We start from the raw sequence: 21,559 nt of genomic DNA, 5'->3' as shown, positions 1-21,559 counted from the left end.
CCCCGCGGCGGCCCCCTATCTAAGGAACTGATATGGAGAACGTCATCCTCATCATCCTCGGCCTTTTCCTCCTACTCGTCCTCGTGGCGATCGTGCGCGCCGTGAGGATCGTGCCCCAGTCGTACGCGATCATCGTCGAGCGCCTGGGCAAGTTCCAGGCCGAGTTCGGCGCGGGGATGCACCTCCTGGTGCCCTTCGTGGACCGCGTGCGCACCATCGTGGACCTGCGTGAGCAGGTGGTGTCCTTCCCGCCGCAGCCGGTTATCACCTCCGACAACCTCGTGGTGTCCATCGACTCCGTCATCTACTACCAGGTGACCGACCCCAAGCGCGCCACCTACGAGATCTCCAACTACCTCCAGGCCATCGAGCAGCTCACCGTCACCACGCTGCGCAACGTCATCGGCGCCATGGACCTGGAGCAGACGCTGACCAGCCGCGACCAGATCAACGGCCAACTGCGCGGCGTCCTCGACCAGGCCACCGGCCGCTGGGGTATCCGCGTGAGCAACGTGGAGCTCAAGTCCATCGACCCGCCCGCCTCCATCCAGGGCGCCATGGAGCAGCAGATGCGCGCCGAGCGCGACCGCCGCGCCGCCATCCTCACGGCCGAGGGCGTCAAGCAGTCCCAGATCCTCACGGCCGAGGGCGATAAGCAGTCCGCCATCCTGCGCGCCGAAGGCCAGGCCCAGTCCGCGATCCTCAAGGCCCAGGGCGAGTCCCGGGCCATCCTCCAGGTCTTCGACGCCATCCACCGCGGCAACGCCGACCCCAAGCTGCTGGCCTACCAGTACCTGCAGACCCTGCCCAAGATCGCCAACGGCCAGTCCTCCAAGATGTGGGTGGTGCCCACGGAGTTCACCGCGGCTCTCAACGGCATCGCCGGCGCGCTGGGCGGAAAGGGGGCCGACGGCCCATCGGCCGCCTTCGCCGACGCCGGTGACTCTGGTGAGGTCCGGGTGGATCTGGCGGGCATGGAGACCGGCCTCGACATCGCCTCCGACCTGGCCGCCACGAACCTGCAGACCCCCGAGGAGGCCCTGGCGCAGGCCCGCGGCGAGGCGGCCTCCGCCTCGCAGGAGGCGGCCGAGGCGCCGCAGTCCACCGGTGGGGCCGACCCGGCGGGCCCCTCCTTCCCGGCGTCGCGGGGCGGCGCGCACCGCCAGGAGCCCGAGCCCCCGGCGCAGGGGTGAGGCGCGTCCCAAAACCCAACGGCGCAACGGGGGGACATGGAATCGGCCGACCGGCCGTCCTAGTCTCCCCGTTGTGCTGCCTGCCCTCTCACGCCCTCCCCTCGATCTCGCCCTCTGCCGCCCCCTCCGCCAGGGGGACCTACGATGATCGTCCCCGTCGAGCACGGCGATGACGACCGCCTCGCCGACTACACGCGCCTGACCGACGTCGCCTTGCGCCGCCGCCTTGAGACCGAGCGCGGGCTGTACATGGCCGAATCCACCAAGGTGATCGCCAGGGCCGTGGAGGCCGGGCACGCCCCCCGCTCCTTCCTCACGGCGCCCCGCCACCTGGACGAGATGGCGCCGCTCATCGCAGCGGCCGCCGGCTGCCAGGGCGATCCCGAGGGCGGGCCCGTGCCCGTCTACGTCGCCGAGGAGGCCGTGCTGGAGTCCATCACCGGATTCCACCTCCACCGGGGGGCGCTGGCCGCCATGAACCGCCCTGCTCTCACCCCGGTCCCCCGGTTGCTCGCAGCGGCCCGCGGGGGAGCGGGCGCCCGCCGGGTGGCGGTCCTCGAGGACCTCGTCGACCACACGAACGTGGGCGCGGCCTTCCGCTCCGCGGCCGCCCTGGGGATGGACGCCGTGCTCGTCACGCCGCGCTGCGCCGACCCGCTCTACCGGCGCGCCGTGCGCGTCTCCATGGGCACCGTCTTCCAGGTGCCGTGGACGCGCATCGATCCCTGGCCGGCCCTCGCCGACCTCCACGCGGCGGGCTTCACCGTGGCGGCCATGGCCCTGTCCGAGGACTCGATGAGCCTCGATGCCTTCGCCGCCTCGCCCGCCTGCGCCTCCCCGGGATCCCGAGTCGCCCTCGTCCTGGGCACCGAGGGCGATGGGCTGCGGCGGCGCACCGTGAGCGCCTGCGACGCCGTCGTGCGCATCCCCATGGCCGCAGGAGTGGATTCCCTCAACGTGGCCGCCGCGGCCGCCGTCGCCTTCTGGGCGCTGCGAGTCCCGGGGGAGGGCTGAGGGTCCGGCCCCCGCTCCCCGGGCTCCCGCCCGCTCCTCCCAACGCGGCGGCACGGCTGAGGGCCGGCGCCCCACGGGGGAGCGCCGGCCCTCAGAGCCGAACCACCCGGCCGATCCCCGCCCGAGGATCGGGCGAGGATCAGTCCAGGATCAATCCTGGGCGGTGATGCGCAGGAGCGCGGCGCCCCGCTCGATGCCGCCGGAGGCCACCAACTCGACGGAGGCGAACTTCGCGGTGTTGGTGACGAGCACCGGGGTGGTCAGCGAGTAGCCGGCCTCCTCGACGACGGCGCGGTCGACGCGCACGAGCTCCTGGCCGGCCGTGACCCGGTCGCCCTGCTTGACCTTGACGTCGAAGCCCTTGCCCTCCAGGTTGACGGTGTCGATGCCCACGTGGATGAGCAGCTCGACGCCGTTGTCCAGGTTGATGCCGTAAGCGTGGCCTGAGGCGGGGGCGACGACGACCGTCCCAGCCGCGGGGGCCGTCACGACGATCTCGCCCGAGGGCGTCACGCCCGCGCCGTCACCGACTGCCCCGGTGGAGAACACGGGGTCCGGCACATCGGCCAGGGCCACGACATCACCGACGAGCGGAGAGGCGATCTCGGTGACCGCGCCGGGCTTGAGCGCCTCGGCGACGCCAGCGGCTCCGGCCTCAAGCGCCAGATCCGCGGCGGTGTCCTCAGCGGGGGCCTCGACGGCGCCGCCGGCGGCAGCGGCCATGGCGGCGGCGCGCTCCTCCTTCGTGCGGTAGTCGGTGATGATGATGAGCACCATGGCGGTCAGGAAGGCCGCCGTGATGCCCACGACGTAGAGGAACATCGGGGAGAAGACCGGGATGGTCAGCAGCGAGGTGAACACGAAGGTCGAGGCCTTCAGGCCACCGCCGATGCCGACGATGAGGCCGCCCACGGCGCAGCCGATGAGCATGCGCGGGTAGACCCGCTTGAAGCGCAGGTGGATGCCGTAGAGGGAGGGCTCGGAGATACCACCGAGGAGGCCCGCGGCGAGGGCGCCCGAGGCGGTCTGGCGCATGACGCGGTCCTTGTCGCGGATGGCCAGGACGAGCACGCCGGCGGTGGCGCCGAAGCAGGCGAAGTTCCAGGTGCCCATGGGGCCCTGGATGAAGTCGTAGCCCAGGGTGTCGATGTTGATCAGCATGAGCGCGTTGAGCGGCCAGTGCAGGCCCAGCGGCACCAGGAAGGGGTAGAGCAGCGGGATGACGATCGCAAAGACGATCGGCGCGCTGTTGTTGAGCCACGCCAGGCCGGCGCCGATGGCGCTACCGGCCCACACGCCGATGGGGCCCAGGAGGAAGGCGGTGACCGGCATCATGACGACGAAGGAGAGGAAGGGGACGAAGACCATCTGGAGGTTGACCGGGATGATCTTCTGCAGGCCCTTGTACAGCGGCGCGAGGACCGCGACCATGATGAGCGGGACGAACACCTGGCCGCCGTAGTCATTGAGCTGCATGGGCAGGCCGAAGATGTGCGCGACGCAGGACTCGGTGCCCAGCGTGTGGTTCGTCGTGCAGGTGACCTGGTCGGAGAACTTCAGGGCCTGGGTGAACATGCCCGATCCCGAGGCGGTCTCGGTGTACGCCTTGGAGCTCAGGCTCATGAAGTTCGGGGTCATCAGCGCGGCCATGACGGCCGTGCCGACCCAGGGGTCGATGTTGAGCTTCTTGGCGGCGTTGTAGGCCACCATGATCGGCAGGAAGTAGAACACCGAGCGCCACATGGAGTCCACGAAGACCCAGGTGGCGCCCTTGGCCGCGTCGTCCCGGAAGTCGACGATGCCCAGCGCGTCGAGCATCGCCTCGAAGGCGATGATGAGCGAGGCGCCGAGCAGCACGGGCAGCAGCGGGCGGAAGGAGTCGGAGAGGTACTCGAAGAAGGCGTCGATGATCGCGTTCTTCCCGCGTGCCTTGGAGCGGGCGGCCGCCTTGACGTCGGCGTCGGACATGGCCCCGGCGCTCTTCATCGCGGGCAGGTTCATGATTTCGGTGTACACGCCCTGGACGGCGCCGCCGATGACGATCTGGTAGCGGTCACCGGACTGGGGAACCGCGCCGAGGACTCCGGGGATGGCCTCGACGGTGGCCTTGTCAATGACCGAGGCGTCGTGGAGTTCGAACCGGAGGCGGGTGGCGCAGTGCGTGAGGTGGACGATGTTGTCCGCCCCACCGACCGCGTCGAGGATCGCCTCGGGCGTGCTCGTGGTGGTGGTCATGGCGTGGGAATGCCTTTCTGACGTGTGGCCCGACGGCGGGCAGTACCGTCGGCATAGCGATTCTCCGGGCCCTGGGATCGGCCGCGCGGGCGGATGGGCGCGGGGATGCCGCTTTGCTGAGATGTTACAGCCCTGTGAGGACTGCCTCAATCCTGCGGGGGCTCGGCGCCGGACCGGGGACGTTCCGCGCCGTGCCGGAGCGGCGGCCCGGCCCCCGCCCGCGCGGCTCCGGCGGGAGCGCTCCGGCGCGCCCCGTAGCATGTCCGCCGTGATCAACGTCCAGGACCTCACCCTGCGTATCGGCGCCCGTCGGCTCGTGGCCGGCGCCGGTTTCCGCGTCGACAAGGGCATGCGCATCGGTCTTGTCGGCCGCAACGGCGCCGGGAAGACCACGATGACCAAGCTTCTGGCCGCCGCCTCGGTGGCCCAGGGCACCAGCCAGGCCGTGGCCGACGGCGACGAGCGCCACGGGCTGGACGCCGTCGAGCACGAGGGGACGATCTCCTGCAACGGGACAGTCGGCTACCTGCCTCAGGACACGAAGGTCGGGGACCTGGGCGAGATCGCCCGCGACCGTATCCTGTCGGCCCGCGGCATCGACTCCCTCCTGGCCCGCATCCGCAAGGCGGAGGAGCGCATCTCCACCACCGAGGGCGACGCCATGGCCAAGGCCCTGGACCGCTACACCCGCCTCGACCACGAGTTCACCATGGCCGGAGGCTACGCCGCGGCCTCCGAGGCCGCCCGTATCGCCGCGGCGCTTTCCCTGCCCGACCGCGTCCTCGACCAGCCCATCGGCACGCTCTCCGGTGGCCAGCGGCGCCGTGTCGAGCTCGCCCGCGTCCTGTTCGCCCACCCCGACACGCTGCTCCTCGACGAGCCCACGAACCACCTGGACCACGACTCCATCGTCTGGCTGCGCGACCACCTGCGCGCCTACTCCGGCGGCTTCATCGTCATCAGCCACGACGTCGAGCTCCTGCGCGACACCGTCAACCAGGTCATGCACCTGGACGCCAACCGCGGGGCCCTCGACGTCTACCACCTCGGTTGGGACGCCTACCTCAAGCAACGGGCCGACGACGAGCACCGGCGCCGCCGCGAGCGGGCCAACGCGGAGAAGAAGGCCGCCACCCTGCGCGCCCAGGGCGAGAAGATGCGCGCCAAGGCCACCAAGGCCGTCGCCGCCCAGCAGATGCTCAAGCGCGCCGAGAGGCTCATGGCCGGCCTGGAGGCCGAGCAGCAGGCGGACAAGGTCGCCCACCTGCGCTTCCCGGACCCAGCCCCCTGCGGCAAGACGCCGCTCAAGGCCGCCGGGCTGTCCAAGGCCTACGGCTCCCTGGAGGTCTTCGCCGGGGTGGACCTGGCGATCGACCGGGGCTCTCGCGTGGTGGTCCTCGGCCTCAACGGCGCCGGCAAGACGACGCTCCTGCGCCTCCTGGCCGGCGTCGAGACCCCGGACTCCGGCGAGGTCCTGCCCGGGCACGGCCTCAAGATCGGCTACTACGCCCAGGAGCACGAGACCATCGACAACGATCGCACCGTGGTGGAGAACCTGCGCTCAGCCGCCCCGGAGATGGACGACACCCAGGTGCGCGGCGTGCTCGGCTCCTTCCTGTTCTCGGGGGCGGACGCCGACAAGCCCGCCCGGGTCCTGTCCGGCGGGGAGAAGACGCGCCTAGCCCTGGCGATCCTCGTGGTCTCCAGCGCCAACGTCCTGCTGCTCGATGAGCCCACGAACAACCTCGACCCGGCCAGCCGCGAGGAGATCCTGCGGGCGCTGTCCACCTTCACCGGCGCCGTCGTGCTCGTCACCCACGACGAGGGCGCGGTGACCGCCCTCAATCCCGACCGGGTGCTGCTGCTGCCCGACGGCGACGAGGACCTGTGGGGGGACGACTACCTCGAGCTCGTGGCCATGGCGTGATCGGGGCCCGGCCTGAGCCCGACTGGGGCCCGGTCCCCTCTGGCCGCCCCCTGGGCGCGGCCGGCCTGAGACCCGGTGGGCGACGGTGAGTGCCGTCACTCGGTGATCCGAGGGGCGCGGACGTAGGGTAGTCGTGAATGACCACGTCGATCGACGTGGACGATTCACGAAAAGTACGGAGACAGTCATGACCCAGACTCTTGAGACCGTGAGCAACGGGACCGCCGAGGCGCCCGAGCACGAGGTCCTCCTCACCGAGGCCGCCGCCGCCAAGGTCGCCTCCCTCCTGGAGCAGGAGGGCCGGGATGACCTGCGCCTGCGCGTGGCCGTGCAGCCCGGCGGCTGCTCCGGCCTCGTCTACCAGCTCTACTTCGACGAGCGCGTTCTCGACGGCGACGCCGTGCGCGCCTTCCCGACCGGTGGTGGCGCCATGGAGAGCGTCGAGGTGGTCGTGGACCGCATGAGCGTGCCCTACCTGTCCGGCGCGACCATCGACTTCGCGGACACGATCGAGAAGCAGGGCTTCACCATCGAGAACCCGAACGCGGCCGGCACCTGCGCCTGCGGCGAGTCCTTCCACTGATTCCCACTGAGCGGGTCCCTCCGCCGCCATGAGCGGCTGGAGGACCGCTCACCGACACGAGAGGCAAGTAGTGCCTTCCTTCCTCCCCCTTCCCACCGTCGGCCGCGCTAAGCGCCGCGGCCCGGCCCTCGGCGCGCTCGTCCTGAGCGCGGCCCTGGCGTTGGGCGCCTGCGGTGACGTCTCAGAGCGCGCCTCCGACGCGACTCCCACCACCCCGGCAGCGACCGCCTCGCCCGTGAAGCCGTTGACCGGCGTCGACTGCTCCACGCTGACCATCGACTCCGATTCCCCCGCGCTGCCGGCCGTCAGCGGTGATCCTGGCGCCCAGCCGACCCTCACCTGGAGCGGCCAGGCCGCGCCGGCGAACCTGACCGTCAAGACCCTCAACGAGGGGACGGGAGACGCGGTCGCGAGCACCGACGTCGTGACCGCCTCCTATGTCGGTTGGGAGTGGGGCGGCAACACCGCGTTCGACTCCTCCTATAAGCGCGGGGCCCCGACGCCCTTCAGCCTCCAGCAGGTGGTCCCGGGGTGGACCTGCGGGTTGGCCGGCCACAGGGTCGGCGAGCGCGTGCTCATGTCGATCCCGCCGGAGCTCGGCTACGGCCAGGGCATCGCCAAGCCTGGCTCCGGGAAGCCCGAGGGTCCGCTGGTGTTCGTCGTCGAAATCGTCTCGAAGACCTCCCCCCAGGACGTCGACTCCGCCGTCTCGACGGCCACCCCGGAGGGCGAGGACAAGGCGGCCGCTCGCGGGATCACGGTGACCGGGGCACCCGGCACCGAGTCGACGATCAGCGTGGCCTCCGGAGCCACGGAGCCCACCGAGCCCGAGGTCATCGTGCTGGCCCGCGGCACGGGTCAGCCCCTGACCGCCAACTCCACCGTCGCGGCGAACGTCGCCTACTCCACATGGGACGGCTCCCGGACCGGCTCCACCTGGAAGGACGGCGGCCTCCAGACCGTGAACACGGCCCAGATCAAGGGCCTGGAGGGGGTGCCCGCCGGGTCGCGCGTCATCGTGCTGACCCCGCCCGCCCGGGGAGGCTCGGCACCGTCGCTCGCCTACGTGATGGACCTGGGTAAGGCCCTCTGACCCGTGTGACCGCCCCTCAGGGGCGCGAGGGGAGGCAGCGGCATCCCGCCGCTCATCCCGCGCGCTCCTCAGGTGACGATGAGAGGGCCCCGCGACCGAATGATCGGTCGCGGGGCCCTCTCATCCTGCGGCCGGGGCCGGAGGCGAGACCCGCTCGGGGCTCAGGAGTCAGGAGGCGTTGATGATCTCAGAGCGCTTGGAGGTGGCCAGGGCCAGGCTCTCGGAGACGTTCTGCCAGTTGGCGATGTTCCAGATCGCCTTGACGTAGTCCGCCTTGACGTTGAGGTAGTCGAGGTAGAAGGCGTGCTCCCACATGTCCACGAGGAAGAGGGGGAGGGTGCCCGCGGGGAGGTTCGACTGGTGGTCGAAGAGCTGGAAGATGACCAGCTTGCCGGACAGCACGTCGAAGGCGAGCATCGCCCAGCCCGATCCCTGGATGCCCAGGGCGGCGGCCGTGAACTGGGCCTGGAACTGCTTGAAGGAGCCGAAAGAGTCCTTGATGGCCTCGGCCAGCTCACCCTCGGGCTCGCCGCCGGCGTTCGGGGCGAGGTTCTTCCAGAAGATCGTGTGGTTGGTGTGGCCGGCCAGGTTGAAGGCGAGGTTCTTCTCCCACAGGTTGATGGCGGCGAAGTCGTTCGCCTCCCGGGCGGCGGCCAGGGCGTCGAGCGCGGCGTTCGCGCCCGCGACATAGGCGGCGTGGTGCTTGTCGTGGTGGAGCTCCATGATGCGCCCGGAGATGTGGGGCTCGAGGGCGGCGTAGTCGTAGGGGAGTTCGGGAAGGGTGTAGACGGCCATGCGGCGTGCCTTTCAAGTCGGTGGGCGAATCCAGTCCGGCGACGAGGCGCTGGGACTGAGGTCCTGGAAGTGCTCCCATCGTAGGTCGCCGAGTCAGGAGCGGGTAGCCGAGCGCGCCCTGCCCGCCTGTGATTACACTGACCGCTGAACGCCTTGCCGCCCAGACCGTCCTTTGGAGGACCTCATGACCACCAATGACTCCCCTGGCGCCGCCGATCGCCTCGAACTCCTCATCTTCTCCGACGATGCCAATGTCCGCCGCGAGGTCATCGAGGGCATCGGACGGCGTCCCGCGAAGGGAATGCCGTTTGTGACCTGGTTCGAGGCGGCCACCGCCGAGGGCGTGCGCCTGGCGATGAAGGACCGCGCCGAGGCCGGCCAGAAGCCCTTCGACGCGCTCGTGCTCGATGCCGAGGTCAAGAAGTACGGCGGCATGGGCCTGGCCCACGAGCTCTTCACCGAGATGGACCGCCGCCCCCCGGTGCTGCTCCTGACCGCCCGCCCCCAGGATGACTGGCTGGCCGCCTGGTCCAAGGTCGAGGCCGTCGTTCCCCGGCCCCTGGAGCCCCTGGCCCTCCAGGAGGGCATCGTCGCGGCGCTCCGCGCCCGCCGGGGCAGCGTCGTCGCCGCGGGCTGACCGCAGGACTGAGGGCGGGCTGCACCGGGACGGGCTCAGGCCCGGTCGATCCTCCGCGCCACCGGGCGCTGAGGCGCCCTGGGGCGCTCCCGTCGGGCCTGATGAGGGCGCTGCGGGGCTGAACCCGCCCCTGGCGATACCTCTCGGCTCAACCCGCGTCGATGACCCGTTGATGGCGGGCCGCGGCGCCGATGGGCCAGGCCAGGACCGAGGGATCGCCGTCGACCTCGACGAGGCGGGCGCCGCCGTCGAGGACCCAGGAGGCCAGCAGCAGCGTCTCCTCCACGCTGGCCGCCTGTCCCACACGCTCGGGGCGGTCGACGACCTGGGCCGTGGCGCGCAGGGCGTCGACGTAGGGGCGCGGGTCTGCGCCGGGCGGGCTGACGAGCGAGCCTGCCAACTTCCCCCAGCGCACGGCCACGAGTTCCCAGCCCCCCGCCTCGCGGCGCCTGGCCGCGATGAGGTGCGGGCAGGCGAGCAGGGGCCTGGCGGTCTCCGCGCGGCGCGCGCCCAGCAGGAGTGAGCGCAGGCGGGAGGTCCACGTGCCCGCCTCCTCGTAGCGCTCGCGCTCGGCCAGGGCGGCCACGCGCTCAAGGATGGGCGCGGCCACGAGGTCGATGCGTCCGGCCAGGGCCTGGCGCGCGGTTCTGGCGTCGGCGGGGAAGTCATGGACCGAGGCCTGGTGCAGGTCTGTGCCGTCCCAGGCGCTCAACCGCAGGACCGACTCGGCGGCCCGCTGCGCCTCCAATCCGCTGGCGCGGGACGGGAAGGGGCCCACGGCCTCGGGGGCATCGTCGGTGGGGAGCGCCGTGGTCAGCGCCAGGCGTGGGCCGAGGCCGCCGCGCCCCCGGGCCACGCGCAGCCAGGGCTGGCGCTGGGGCGCGCGGGAGCGGCGGTTGAGGGGCGGGTCGAGCTCGGCGATGAGGCGCAGCTCGCGAACGCGGGCCTCGATCTCGGTGGGGGTCTCGATGTGGCGCACGCTCACGGCGGTGTCGAGCATGCGCGCGATGCGACCGCGCTTCTCCGCGGCGGTGAAGTAGGAGCGCACGCGCCGGCGCAGGTCGGAGGCGCTGCCAATGTAGAGCGCCTGCCCGGCGGGGGAGCGGAACTGGTAGACGCCGGGCGCGTGGGGGAGCGGGTCGGCCAGGTGGGCCTTGGCGCGGCGCTTGGCGGGAACGGGGTCCGCGGCGGTGGACAGGTCCTCCACGTGGGTGATGCCCAGCGGCGCGAGGGCCTCGAGGGTGGCGTGGAGGACGTCAACGGTGGCGCGGGCGTCGTCGAGGGCGCGGTGCGTGGGACGGGTGGGGGAGCCGACGAAGGAGGCGAGGGTGCCGAGCCTGTGGTTGGGGACGTCGGCCCGCGACCAGGCCCGGCGCGCCAGGGCGAGGGTGTCGACGACGCGGGGCTCGTCCCAGGGCAGGCCCAGAGCGCGGGCGGCCCCCCGCAGGTGGCCGACGTCGAATCGGGCGTTGTGTGCCACGAGGATCGGGCCGGCGGCCGCGCCGTCGGCCGGGGAGGATCTGCGGGACCAGGTCAGGAAGGCGGCGAGCGCCTCCACAAGGGGCGGCGCGGTGGCGACCATGGCGTTGGTGATCCCGGTGAGCAGCGTGATCTGGGCGGGGATGGGCGCGCCGGGGTTCGCCAGGGTGGAGAACTCGTCGTCGACGATGCCGCCGCGCACGCGGACGGCCCCGATCTCGGTGATGGCGTGGGCCCCTGGGCCCGCGCCGGTGGTCTCCAGGTCGACGACGACGAAGGTCGCCTCGCGCAGGGGCGTGCCCATGTCCTCGAAGGAGCCCTGAGTCCCGGTGGCTCCCCATGGGCGGCAGGCCGCGGCGGCGGGGCGAGGATCGTGGGCGCCGTCGGTCGAACGTGTGGGTGGGGGCACGGTGCGAGGCTAGACTTCGTGATGCGATCGCTCCAAGGGCGCCCCGCCGGGCCCGTGGGGCGGATGCGAGCGCCACCAGTAGGAGTCAATAGCGCAGGAGGCCCCCCGTGGGATACCGAGGCATGAAGGCCGCCGCCGGCCCCGCCCTGGAGATGCTCTACCAGCCCTGGATCCGGGGCGAGGAGCGCATTCCCACCGAGGGCGCGGCGATCCTCGCTTCGAACCACCTGGCGGTTATCGACTCGTTCTTCCTGCCGCTGCTCATTGACCGCGAGGTGGCGTTCATCGGCAAGTCCGACTACTTCACCGGCAAGGGCGTCAAGGGCTGGGCGGTCAAGCGCTTCATGACCGCCGTGGGCACGATCCCGGTGGACCGCTCGGGCGGCAAGGCCTCGCAGGCGGCCCTCCAGGCGGGGATCGACCGGTTGCGGGCGGGTGAGCTGTTCGGCATCTACCCGGAGGGCACGCGCAGCCCCGATGGCCGCATGTACCGGGGCAAGACGGGCGTGGCGCGCATCGCCCTGGCCACGGGCGCGCCGATCATCCCGGTGGCGATGATCGGCTCGAACATCGCCCAACCGATCGGCCAGGTCATCCCATCGACGCGCCACCGCGTGGGCATCGTGGTGGGTGAGCCGCTGGACTTCTCCCGCTACCGGGGCTTGGAGAACGACCGCTTCGTGCTGCGCTCCATCACCGACGAGGTCATGTACGCGCTCATGTCCCTGTCAGGGCAGGAGTACGTGGACGTCTACGCGGCGGACGTAAAGAAGCTGATGGACGCCGAGAGGATCACGGCCCTGGAGGCCACAGACCGCCTGTTGGCGCAGCAGGCCGGCTCCCGCCCCGCCGCCGCCCCCGTGGCGGCCCCCGGCGGCCGCCCCGCCCCTGAGGTGAGCGTCCCCGAGCCTCCCGCCGATGAGGCCGATGATGGCGATGAGGCGGATGAGGAGTCCACCCCGGAGTCCTGAGACCGCTCACGGCGAAGGCCGATCAGTCTCAGGCGGCCGGCACCAGGGACGCCCCCCAGGCCGCCAGGACGGCGAGGGCCCTGGTCTCATCGACTGCGGCGGGCTCGCTGGCGCCGGTGGCCGCCGCGCCGCGGGCCGATGACGGCGCTTGACCGGACGAGCAGGCGGCGAGGAGCGCGGCCACTGGAAGGGCCGCCACCCCCGTCAGCGCCGTGCGTCGGCTCAGCGAGGGCGGGGCAGGGGGGAAGATCGCGATCTGAGGGCGACGGACGCGCATGGGACCTACTTTCATAAATGGCGACTATGGCAGTGGAGGATGCCATAACCGAACTCTATTCGGTTTGCTGCGGCTAGAGCCGACGGTTTCGCTCTGGGGGAGACTGAGACCGGGGAGGCGGCGGCCAGCGGCGCCAGCGCCCTCCGGGCACGCACGGCTAGGATTGAGGCTGTCACTTCTCAACCTTCACCGAAAGGCCCACGATGACGATCCGTCGCGTCGCCCTGCTCACCGCGGGCGGCTTCGCCCCCTGCCTGTCCGCCGCCGTCGGCGACCTCATCGAGCGCTACACCGAGGTCGCTCCCGACGTCGAGATCATCGCCTACCAGTACGGCTACCACGGCCTGCTCACCGGCAACTACATCGTCGTCGACGCCGAGGGCCGCAAGAACGCCGGCCTCCTGCGCGAGTTCGGCGGCTCCCCGATCGGCAACTCCCGCGTCAAGCTCACCAACGCCAAGAACCTCGTCGAGCGCGGCCTGGTGGCCGAGGGTGTGAACCCCCTGGAGTTCGCGGCCGAGCAGCTGCGCAAGGACGGCGTCGACGTCCTGCACACCATCGGCGGTGACGACACCAACACCACCGCCGCGGACCTGGCCGCCTACCTCCACGACAACGGCTACGAACTCACCGTCGTCGGCCTGCCCAAGACCATCGACAACGATGTCGTGCCGGTCCGCCAGTCCCTCGGCGCCTGGACCGCCGCTGAGGAGGGCGCCGGATTCGCCTTCAACGTCATCGGCGAGCACCGCTCCAACCCGCGCATGCTCATCATCCACGAGTGCATGGGCCGCAACTGCGGCTACCTCACCGCGGAGACCGCCCGCCGCTACCACGAGCTGCTCGACACCAAGCAGTGGGCCCCCTCGCTGGGCCTGACCAAGGAGCGCTGGGACGTGCACGCCGTCTTCCTGCCCGAGGTCAAGCTCGACATCGCCGCTGAGGCCGAGCGCCTCAAGGCGATCATGGACAAGCAGGGCAACGTCAACGTCTTCCTGTCCGAGGGCGCCGGCGTGCCCGAGATCATCGCGGAGATGGAGGCCAAGGGCGAGGAGGTCCAGCGCGACCCCTTCGGCCACGTCAAGCTCGACACCATCAACCCCGGCCAGTGGTTCGCCAAGCGGTTCGCCGAGCGGATCGGCGCTGAGAAGGTCATGGTCCAGAAGTCCGGCTACTACTCGCGCGCCGCCGCCGCCAACGCAGAGGACCTCGCCCTCATCAAGCAGATGTGCGACCTCGCGGTCGACTGCGCCTTGCGCGGGGAGTCGGGCGTCATCGGCCAGGACGAGGAGAACGGTGACGCCCTGGGCGCCATCCCGTTCCCGCGCATCGCCGGCGGAAAGCCCTTCGACATCACCCAGCCCTGGTTCACCGAGCTCATGAGCGAGCTCGGCCAGGCCGTCGTCCCGGCCGGCACGGCCTCGGAGCACTGAGGCGGGGATATCCCGGCCGGCCGACCAGGCAGACCCGGTCGACCCGGCCAGAACCGCCACTGGGGGCGGGCGGCGCCACGCGCGTGGCGCCGCCCGCCCCCAGGCGCGTCCTTAGAGCCCATGGGCGCGCCATCTCAGGCGAGGGGAGTGGGAATCGCACGCTCGCAACGGGAGCGCTCCGACTTTTCGTTGGAATGGCGTGGGCGCTGAACGCGCCCGGAGTCTCCCGTGTGCATTCGGGCTTCGAATGCACACGGGAGACCCCGCGGCCCGAGATCGCTTCGCGTGATTCCAACGTTCTGAATCCTGAGGCGTCCTCCGAGCGTGCAACTCTGGGTCTTAGCGGGCCGTCGGCGATCGGCTGACGTTGCCGTGGTGCTCGAACGGAGGGGCGGCGGCGGTTGTCCAGCCCGGGCTGGCCCTGATCCCGGCATGCGGTGGGGGAGGGGGGCCCGTCCCGCCCTGACCTATGCTGATCGGCGTGATGAACAAGCTCGAGGCCACCGCCAGCCCTGGCACCTGGCGGGATCGTCCCGCCGCGCAGCAGCCCGCCTATCCGGATCCCGGGGCTCTGGCGGCCGTTGGGGAGGACCTGCGCTCGCGCCCGCCGCTCGTGTTCGCCGGCGAGGTCGACTCCCTGTGCTCCCGCATGGCCCAGGCCGCGCTGGGTCGGGCCTTCGTCCTCATGGGCGGGGATTGCGCGGAGTCCTTCGACGGCAACACCGCCACGGACATCCGTCTCAAGGTCCAGACCATCCTGCAGATGGCGGCGGTGCTCACCTACGGCGCCTCCACGCCGATCGTCAAGATCGGGCGCATGGCGGGCCAGTACGCCAAGCCCCGCAGCGCCGACACCGAGACCCGTGATGGCCTGACCCTGCCGTCCTACCGCGGCGACTCGGTCAACGGTCACGACTTCACCCCTGAGGCCCGCACACCGGACCCGGCCCGCATGCTCGACGCCTACCTGCGCAGCGGCACCACCCTCAACCTCATCCGCGCCTTCACGATGGGCGGCTACGCCGATCTGCGCGAGGTCCACTCCTGGAACCGCGGCTTCACCCATAACCCCGCCTACAAGCGCTTCGAGGCCTTCGCCGAGGAGATCGACCGGGCCATGCGCTTCATGGAGGCCGCCGGGGTCGATTTCGACGCCCTCAAGCAGGTTGAGTTCTACGCCGCCCACGAGGCCCTCCTGCTGGAGTACGAGGACGCCATGACCCGGCGCGACTCGCGCACCGGTGACCTCTACGGCACCAGCGCCCACCTGCTGTGGGTCGGTGAGCGCACCCGCGGCGCCGACGACGCCCACGTCGCCCTCCTGGCGGGCGTGCGCAACCCCGTCGGTGTCAAGGTCGGCCCCACCGCCGAGCCGGGAGAGCTGTTGGCCCTCGTCGACCGACTCAACCCCGATGGTGAGCCCGGCCGTCTGAGCGTCATCACCCGCATGGGATCGGGACGCGTCCGCGACGCGCTGCCGCCCCTGGTCGAGGCGGTCCGCGCCGACGGGCGCCCCGTCACCTGGATCACCGACCCCATGCACGGCAACACCATCACCTCCGACAACGGGTACAAGACCCGCCGCTTCGAGGCGATCATGGACGAGGTCCGCGGCTTCTTCGAGGTCCACAGGGCCCTGGGAACCGTGCCCGGCGGCATCCACGTCGAACTCACCGGCGGGGATGTCACCGAGGTCCTCGGCGGCGGCGAGCGCATCGACGAGGCCGGCCTGGCCGAGCGCTATGAGACCCTCGTCGATCCCCGGCTCAACCATCAGCAGTCCCTCGAGATGGCCTTCGAGGTCGCCGAGATGCTCCAAGCCCACCACGGCTGAGCCGGGCCCCGGCATCCAGGAAGGTCTCGAAGGGGACAAGGCTTCGCCGCCGGCGCTAAGAAGCGGCAGGCCGCCCGGTAGTCTCGGCCCATGACCCTTCCCGACGCCGAATCCCTGGCTCGGCAGTTGCCTTCTTTCCCGCATGCCGATCGCGTGCGCGCCCTCGTGCGCTTCGCCCGCGACCATGCCGCCGATCCCGCCCTCGGCCCCCTCCTCGACGGCCTCGCCGCCCGCTCCGACTACCACGCCGGCCTCGTCCTAGCCGCCGCCAGGGCGATCGGCGACGTCAAGCGCGTGCGCGCCCTCAGCCGCGGCGCCGTCCCCGGCACCGATGATCTCGCCACCCGCTACCTCTCCCTGCCCCTGAACCAGCGCCGAGCCCTGGAGCACCGCATCCGCGCCACGCGGCGCACCGACATGGCCGCGATCCTCCTCGGCCTTCCCCTGGCCGACGCCGACCGCGCCCGCCTCCTCGCCTCCGCCGACGAGCCCACCGCCCGCTCCCTCATCGCCGACCTCGGCGACCTCCTGCCCAGCCTCGCCGCCCTGGCCCGGCGGCACCCCGGGGTCGTCCTCGATGAGCTCGCCCGCCGTCTGGAGGACGCCGCCCCCGTCCAGCGCGACCGCGCCTGGGCCTGGGCCCGCACGGCCTACGCCCCGCTCGCCGCCAGCCTGCCCGGCGGGGTCATCGCTCTGCTCCTGACCGCCGGCCCCACCCGCGTCATCCCCGACGGCCTCGACCCCCACCTCGGGCGCCTCCTGCGTCACAATCCCTCCGCCGTCGGCGCCCTGCTGGCCCGCGCCCCCCACGACGTCGGCCAGCGCCACCTCACCACCGCCAGCGCCCGCCTGGTCAAGAGCCTCCACCGCGCCCTCCACCTGCTCACCGTCCCCGAGCGCATCGCCCTGGCCCGCGCCGGCCGTGACGACGACGGCCGCCTCGCCGCCATCCTCGCGGCCCTGCCTCCCCGGGATCGCGAGGAGGTCCTCGACGGCGCCCTCGACGGCATCGACACCACCCACCGCCACTACTCCGACGCCCTCTTGGAGGTTCTACCCCGAGCCCGGCGCCAGCGCGAGGCCCAGCGCATGGCGGCCCTGCCCGAGGCCGCCAGCGCCCTCGCCCAGCTCTCGCTCGCCGGATTCCTGCCACCCGACCAGGCCATGCTCCAGGCGGCGCCCCGCATCCACGCCCTGGGCGTGGAGGAGCGCGCCCAGGCCTGGGCCGCCCTCATCGCCTCCGCCGGGCGCGGCCGCGACGCCGACGCGCTCACCGACGTGCTCCTGCGACTCGGCGCCCTCGACCACGAGCAGGACCCCGTTCGCCTCGTCGTCGCCAGGGCCCTGGCTTCCATCCCGCTGTCCGTCCTGGCCAACTGCCCCCTGACACCCCTGGAGGGCTTCACCCGCGCGGCCGTGCGCGCCCAGGACGCCTCCACCGCCACTCAGTGGACCCTGCAGGGCCTCGCCTGGGCGCTGATCGACCACGCGATCGCCACCGGGGGCTCTCCCACCGCCCCCGCGCGACTCCTCGAGGCCGCCGTCGGCGACGAGCCGCGCCTGTGGCACCCGCCGATCACCCCCGGGCGCGCCCTGGCCGCCGCCGCCGTCGAGGCCCTCGCCAAGCGGCTTCGCGAGGAGTCCCTCGCGGGGGAGTGTGGCCTCCTCCTCGACCTCCACTCCGCCCTCGGACGCCGGGCGAACGGCGATCGTCTGCTCGACTCCCTCCTCGTGCAGGCGCTCGACTCACCCGTCGCCGCGGACCGCCTGGGGGCCGCCGTCGCCTGGCTGGCCGACCCCGCCACCCGCGGTGAGCGCGTGGCCGAGCTCGTGCGCCGCGATGAGTCCTTCGCCGCCCTGCGCCCCGTCACCGATGCCATCGCCACCATGCGGCAGGACCTCGTCGAGATCCTCTTCCTCGACCGCCCGCTGCGGGGCCGCTTCTGGCACCGCGAGCACACCTACCTGGCGCTCCTTCCCAAGGGCGCCCGCGGCTGGGACCCCGAGCACCTCGCCTCCTACGCCTCCGCCCTGCGCCGTCGCATCGACGCGCGCACCACTACCCGCCCTGAGCGCCACTGCGCCCTGACCGCCCTGGCGCGCATCCCGGCTACCACCGTTGAGGACCTGAGGCCCTGGCTCGACGACGGCGCCCCCGAGACCCGCGCCTCCGCCCTGGGGGCCCTCGCCCACCTGTCCGACCCCGAGGCCGCCCTGCGCGAGATCGTCCACCACGCCGGGGAGGACTGGGCCCGCACCGCCTTCGACGGCGCCATGGCCTGCGCGGCGCGCCTCGACCCGGCCATGGCCTCCAAGATCCTCACCAGCGCGCTGTCCGGCCCCATCCGCATGAGCGCTCGCAAGGAGGCCCTGCGCGTCCTCGCCCGCCTCCACCGCCCCGCGGACCTGCCCACCCTCACCGGTGCCGCCATGGCGCGCGACACCCGCCCCGATGTGCGCCTGGCCGCCGCCCGCGCCATGATCGCCTGGCTCGACGCCCCCGAGGCCTGGACGATCCTGGCCCACGTGGCCACCGAGGGCCGCGACGCCGCTCTCGCCCTGTCGGCAACATCGCCCCGGCATGTCGCCGACCGCCATCGCCCGCGCTACGCCCGCCTCCTCCTCGCCGCCGCCCGCGAACCCGAGCTCATCGCGGCCCTGGGGGAGTGGGGCGACGTCCTGCCAGACCTGCCCAGGTTCCTGGAGAGCATCGTTCGCGACGGCGCCCCCGCCGAGTCCGCCGCCGCGATCATCGCGATCGCCGGGCACAGCGCGCTGTCGGCCGACTGGAGCGAGCACCTGGCGGTCCTGCGCCGGCTCGCGCGCGGCGCCGCGCCCAACGCCCAGCCCGAGGCGGATCCGCCTCACCCGCGCCGCATGGAGAGCCTCGCCGCCGCCATGATCCCTGACGATGGCGCCTCCCTCCGCTGGCACCGCGAGCATTTGGAGGCCATGAGCGCCCTGCTTGAGGACATCGAGCGCGACTCCCGCCCGCTCGGCGCTCCCTGGGCCAGTCGCCTGGCCGCCACCGACTGGGAGGACGAGGCCGCGTGCCTGGCCTCCCTGGAGCGCCTGGCCGGGGCCACCGGCGACGCGAGCCTCGCCGGGGAGCTCGTCAAAGCCGCCGCCGCGGCGCTGAAGCGCGCCCGCCGACTGCGCCTCCTGCCCGAGTCCGGCATCCCCATCAGCACCGCCGATGCCCTCCTGCGCCGTCAGGACGCCGCCGGCGCCGCTCTCGCCCTGGCCATCGTCACCGCCCAGGGGCAGGCCCTCGGCTGGCCGGAGCCCTGGCGCGACCGACTGCGCGAACTGCGCGGCAACGGCACGGGGATCATCGCCCTCCTGGCGCGCCGGGCGCGCGCAGCCGCTGAGTGAGCCGTCTGGGCCTCCCGGCGCCCGCCCGGTCGCGGGACTCGCCGACGCGTCTGGCCGCGTCGGTCGATCACCGGGGCGGCGTCACTTGATGCGCACGATCACCGTAGAGCCCTCGGCGGCCTGCTCGCCCTTGGCGGGCTTGGTGTAGTCGACCTCGCCGAAGACGTGGCCCGTCCAGGCCTTGTCCACCTGCGTCTCGAAGCCGGCGTCCTTGAGGGCCTTCCTCGCCTCGCTCTCGGACTTCCCCGTCACATCGGGGACGGTGACCATCTTCGGGCCCTGCGAGATCACGAGCGCGACGGTGTCGCCCTTGTGGACGCCGCTGGCGCCCTTCCTCGGCGACTGCGAGATGACGCGGCCCTCCTTGACCGATTTGTCATTGGCCCTGGTCGGGATGCCCATCTCCAGGCCAGCGGCCTTGATGGCCTTGCGTGCCTCCTCCTCGGTCTTGCCGACGACGTCGGGCACCGTGGCCGAGGGGCGCCCCTTGGAGACCGTGATGTTGACGGTCGAGCCCTTGTCCAGGGACTGGCCCGCCCCCGGATCGGTGGAGATCACCATGCCGGGGGCCACGGAGGAGGAGTGCTCCTTCGAGGTCTGGCCCACTGTCAGGCCCGCGTCGATGATGGCGGTCTGGGCGTCGTGCTCGGTCCTGCCCACGACGTCCGGCACGGTCTTCCGCTCAACGCCGAGCGAGACGACGGTCTGGATGCGCGCCCCGACGGTCACCGAGGTGCCGCCCGCCGGCGTGGCCGAGATGATCGTGCCGGCCGGGACGGAGTCGGAGTAGACCTTGGTCGGCTCAGCCCACACCAGTCCCGCCCCGGAGACGGCGGCACTGGCCTCCTCCGTGGTCATGCCCTCGATCCTGGGGACGCTGACCCGGCGCCCCGGGCCGGCGGCGAAGTACCAGGCGCCCGCGCCGCCCACCGCGCCGAGGACGGCGAGCGCGCCACCCGCGATGAGGAGGCGGCGACCGAGGAGCCCGGCCGCGCGCGCGTCGGGATCCTTCTCGCCGTCGGCATCATCGCCGCTCGTGCTGGAGATCGAGCCGATCGGCAGGGAAACCGTGCGCATACCGGCGCTGGGAGTGATGGCGCCCGGATCGAGGGGGCTCCGGGGCAGGCGGGCCGTCAGCGAGGCCTCGGCGGGCGTGGCCGCGCTGGCGGAGACTCCCGCGCTGGCGGGGCTGGGAGCGTCGGCCGGGCTCGCCGCGCCGGGCGCGCCCGCCGAGTCGGCGGCACCGGCGGCACCGGCGGCACCGGCGGCACCGTCAGCGCTGCCGGCACTGCCCGCCACATCCGCGCTGGTCGTCTCCGCTCCGCTGCTCGCCCCGGGCGGGGAGGCGGCCCGGCTGACGCCCTCCTCACCGGCCGCGCCCATGGCGGCGCTCAGCATGGCGCCGATCGCCGCGGCGGCGCCGGTGGCCGGCGCGCCGTCGGCCCCGGCCTCATCCACGGCCTCAGCGGCCGCCTCCCTCACCGCGCGCAGCGCGTCGTCGGCGTTGGCGAGCCGCTCCTGCGGGTCCCGTGCGGTCATCGAGGCCACGAGCCCGTCAACGGCGGCCGGTATCCCATCGGCGCGCGTCGAGGGCGCGGGGATGTCCTCGTGAACGTTGCGGAAGGCGATCTGGATCGGGGTGTCGGCGCTGAACGGCTGCTCGCCGGTGAGCAGCTCGAAGAGCATGACCCCCACCGAGTAGACGTCGGCGCGCGGCGTGGAGGCCCCGGAGGTGATGAGCTCGGGGGCGAGGTAGGCCACCGTCCCCAGGATGTTGCCCGTGGAGGTCTGGGTGGCCTCCGTGACCGCCCGGGCCAGACCGAAGTCGGCGACCTTCGGCACGGAGCCGTCCGCCGGCAGCAGGACGTTCTCCGGCTTGATGTCCCGGTGCATGAGGCCGGCGCGGTGCGCGGCGCCCAGCGGCCGGAGCACGTGGCTGGTCATCTCCAGGGCCTCGGCGACCGTCAGGGGGCCCGAGGCGATGCGGTCCCGCAGGGTGGGCCCGGGCACGTACTCCATGATGATGTAGGCGATGCCGTCGATCGCGCCCTGGTCGTAGACCGCGACGACGCCGGGATTGGATAGCCGCGCCGCGGCCCTGGCCTCCCTGCGGAAGCGGGCGACGAAGTCGGGGGAGTCCGCCAGGTGGGCGTGCATGAGCTTGAGGGCGACATCACGCTCAAGACGGCGGTCATGAGCCTTGTAGACCGTGGCCATGCCGCCGCGCGCCACTCGCTGGCCGACCTCGTAGCGAGAGTCGACGATCCGGCCAGTCAGGGGGTCGTGGGACACGACGGCATTGTA

15 protein-coding genes are annotated in these 21,559 nt (G+C 72.4%); 10 read left to right on the top strand and 5 right to left on the bottom strand.

What is annotated here, in order from left to right; genetic code table 11:
* Positions 1 to 32: 32 nt before the first annotated feature.
* Together GVV76_RS05220 and GVV76_RS05215 are read left to right on the top strand one after the other, a co-directional pair.
* Positions 33 to 1,193: an SPFH domain-containing protein gene (locus GVV76_RS05220; RefSeq protein WP_159523508.1), complete on the top strand. Its 1,161-nt coding sequence runs from the start codon at positions 33 to 35 to the stop codon at positions 1,191 to 1,193.
* A gap of 144 nt (positions 1,194 to 1,337) precedes the next feature.
* Positions 1,338 to 2,207 (top strand): TrmH family RNA methyltransferase, encoded by an 870-nt coding sequence (locus GVV76_RS05215; RefSeq protein ID WP_159625471.1) that lies wholly within the window; start codon positions 1,338 to 1,340, stop codon positions 2,205 to 2,207.
* 150 nt (positions 2,208 to 2,357) lie between these two features.
* Here the strand turns inward: GVV76_RS05215 and GVV76_RS05210 are convergent, their stop codons facing one another.
* The gene (locus GVV76_RS05210; RefSeq protein ID WP_159625469.1) at positions 2,358 to 4,442 is read right to left on the bottom strand and encodes a glucose PTS transporter subunit IIA; all 2,085 of its coding nucleotides are present in this window, start codon (positions 4,440 to 4,442) and stop codon (positions 2,358 to 2,360) included.
* Between the two features lie 268 nt (positions 4,443 to 4,710).
* Here GVV76_RS05210 and GVV76_RS05205 point away from each other — a divergent pair, with 268 nt between their 5' ends.
* The 3 genes from GVV76_RS05205 (at position 4,711) to GVV76_RS05195 (ending at position 8,045) form a co-directional block, all read left to right on the top strand.
* Positions 4,711 to 6,369 carry an ABC-F family ATP-binding cassette domain-containing protein gene (locus GVV76_RS05205; RefSeq protein ID WP_175994026.1) on the top strand — a complete coding sequence of 553 codons (1,659 nt, stop codon included), beginning with the start codon at positions 4,711 to 4,713 and terminating at the stop codon, positions 6,367 to 6,369.
* Between the two features lie 187 nt (positions 6,370 to 6,556).
* A complete protein-coding gene (locus tag GVV76_RS05200) occupies positions 6,557 to 6,952 on the top strand; it encodes a HesB/IscA family protein (RefSeq protein ID WP_159523500.1) in 396 nt (131 codons plus the stop codon).
* 70 nt (positions 6,953 to 7,022) lie between these two features.
* Complete coding sequence (locus tag GVV76_RS05195) at positions 7,023 to 8,045, top strand: FKBP-type peptidyl-prolyl cis-trans isomerase (RefSeq protein ID WP_235905259.1); 1,023 nt, start codon at positions 7,023 to 7,025, stop codon at positions 8,043 to 8,045.
* Positions 8,046 to 8,213: 168 nt separating this feature from the next.
* Here the strand turns inward: GVV76_RS05195 and GVV76_RS05190 are convergent, their stop codons facing one another.
* The gene (locus GVV76_RS05190) at positions 8,214 to 8,840 is read right to left on the bottom strand and encodes a superoxide dismutase (RefSeq protein WP_159523496.1); all 627 of its coding nucleotides are present in this window, start codon (positions 8,838 to 8,840) and stop codon (positions 8,214 to 8,216) included.
* 184 nt (positions 8,841 to 9,024) lie between these two features.
* Between GVV76_RS05190 and GVV76_RS05185 the strand changes: the two genes are divergently transcribed.
* Complete coding sequence (locus GVV76_RS05185) at positions 9,025 to 9,477, top strand: hypothetical protein (protein ID WP_159523494.1); 453 nt, start codon at positions 9,025 to 9,027, stop codon at positions 9,475 to 9,477.
* A 148-nt stretch (positions 9,478 to 9,625) separates the two neighbouring features.
* On the opposite strand, the gene GVV76_RS05180 is transcribed toward GVV76_RS05185, so the two are convergent.
* Positions 9,626 to 11,365, bottom strand: a complete 1,740-nt coding sequence (locus GVV76_RS05180) for a DEDD exonuclease domain-containing protein (protein WP_159625467.1) — start codon at positions 11,363 to 11,365, stop codon at positions 9,626 to 9,628.
* Between the two features lie 122 nt (positions 11,366 to 11,487).
* Between GVV76_RS05180 and GVV76_RS05175 the strand changes: the two genes are divergently transcribed.
* The gene (locus GVV76_RS05175) at positions 11,488 to 12,336 is read left to right on the top strand and encodes a lysophospholipid acyltransferase family protein (protein WP_442858362.1); all 849 of its coding nucleotides are present in this window, start codon (positions 11,488 to 11,490) and stop codon (positions 12,334 to 12,336) included.
* Positions 12,337 to 12,364: 28 nt separating this feature from the next.
* On the opposite strand, the gene GVV76_RS05170 is transcribed toward GVV76_RS05175, so the two are convergent.
* Complete coding sequence (locus tag GVV76_RS05170; RefSeq protein ID WP_159625463.1) at positions 12,365 to 12,613, bottom strand: hypothetical protein; 249 nt, start codon at positions 12,611 to 12,613, stop codon at positions 12,365 to 12,367.
* 203 nt (positions 12,614 to 12,816) lie between these two features.
* Between GVV76_RS05170 and GVV76_RS05165 the strand changes: the two genes are divergently transcribed.
* The 3 genes from GVV76_RS05165 (at position 12,817) to GVV76_RS10585 (ending at position 19,255) form a co-directional block, all read left to right on the top strand.
* Positions 12,817 to 14,046, top strand: a complete 1,230-nt coding sequence (locus GVV76_RS05165) for a pyrophosphate--fructose-6-phosphate 1-phosphotransferase (protein ID WP_159523488.1) — start codon at positions 12,817 to 12,819, stop codon at positions 14,044 to 14,046.
* 469 nt (positions 14,047 to 14,515) lie between these two features.
* A complete protein-coding gene (locus tag GVV76_RS05160) occupies positions 14,516 to 15,880 on the top strand; it encodes a class II 3-deoxy-7-phosphoheptulonate synthase (protein ID WP_159625461.1) in 1,365 nt (454 codons plus the stop codon).
* A gap of 90 nt (positions 15,881 to 15,970) precedes the next feature.
* Entirely contained in the window at positions 15,971 to 19,255 is a 3,285-nt protein-coding gene (locus GVV76_RS10585) for a hypothetical protein (RefSeq protein ID WP_159625459.1), read from the top strand.
* A gap of 81 nt (positions 19,256 to 19,336) precedes the next feature.
* Here the strand turns inward: GVV76_RS10585 and GVV76_RS05150 are convergent, their stop codons facing one another.
* The gene (locus tag GVV76_RS05150) at positions 19,337 to 21,547 is read right to left on the bottom strand and encodes a Stk1 family PASTA domain-containing Ser/Thr kinase (RefSeq protein WP_159625456.1); all 2,211 of its coding nucleotides are present in this window, start codon (positions 21,545 to 21,547) and stop codon (positions 19,337 to 19,339) included.
* Positions 21,548 to 21,559 lie beyond the last annotated feature (12 nt).

Source organism: Actinomyces sp. zg296 (genome assembly GCF_009829695.1).
Classification (GTDB): domain Bacteria; phylum Actinomycetota; class Actinomycetes; order Actinomycetales; family Actinomycetaceae; genus Actinomyces; species Actinomyces marmotae.
Note: the sequence above shows the minus strand (reverse complement) of the source record. Positions and strands in the feature narration are given on the sequence as shown.

What these genes read in the sequence shown, in the direction of transcription:
- GVV76_RS05160 (WP_159625461.1), top strand. Translation starts at nt 14,516, where the DNA reads ATGCTGATCGGCGTGATGAACAAGCTCGAGGCCACCGCCAGCCCTGGC.
- GVV76_RS05210 (WP_159625469.1), bottom strand. Translation starts at nt 4,442, where the DNA reads ATGACCACCACCACGAGCACGCCCGAGGCGATCCTCGACGCGGTCGGT.
- GVV76_RS05165 (WP_159523488.1), top strand. Translation starts at nt 12,817, where the DNA reads ATGACGATCCGTCGCGTCGCCCTGCTCACCGCGGGCGGCTTCGCCCCC.
- GVV76_RS05175 (WP_442858362.1), top strand. Translation starts at nt 11,488, where the DNA reads ATGAAGGCCGCCGCCGGCCCCGCCCTGGAGATGCTCTACCAGCCCTGG.
- GVV76_RS05185 (WP_159523494.1), top strand. Translation starts at nt 9,025, where the DNA reads ATGACCACCAATGACTCCCCTGGCGCCGCCGATCGCCTCGAACTCCTC.
- GVV76_RS10585 (WP_159625459.1), top strand. Translation starts at nt 15,971, where the DNA reads ATGACCCTTCCCGACGCCGAATCCCTGGCTCGGCAGTTGCCTTCTTTC.
- GVV76_RS05220 (WP_159523508.1), top strand. Translation starts at nt 33, where the DNA reads ATGGAGAACGTCATCCTCATCATCCTCGGCCTTTTCCTCCTACTCGTC.
- GVV76_RS05190 (WP_159523496.1), bottom strand. Translation starts at nt 8,840, where the DNA reads ATGGCCGTCTACACCCTTCCCGAACTCCCCTACGACTACGCCGCCCTC.
- GVV76_RS05170 (WP_159625463.1), bottom strand. Translation starts at nt 12,613, where the DNA reads ATGCGCGTCCGTCGCCCTCAGATCGCGATCTTCCCCCCTGCCCCGCCC.
- GVV76_RS05215 (WP_159625471.1), top strand. Translation starts at nt 1,338, where the DNA reads ATGATCGTCCCCGTCGAGCACGGCGATGACGACCGCCTCGCCGACTAC.
- GVV76_RS05200 (WP_159523500.1), top strand. Translation starts at nt 6,557, where the DNA reads ATGACCCAGACTCTTGAGACCGTGAGCAACGGGACCGCCGAGGCGCCC.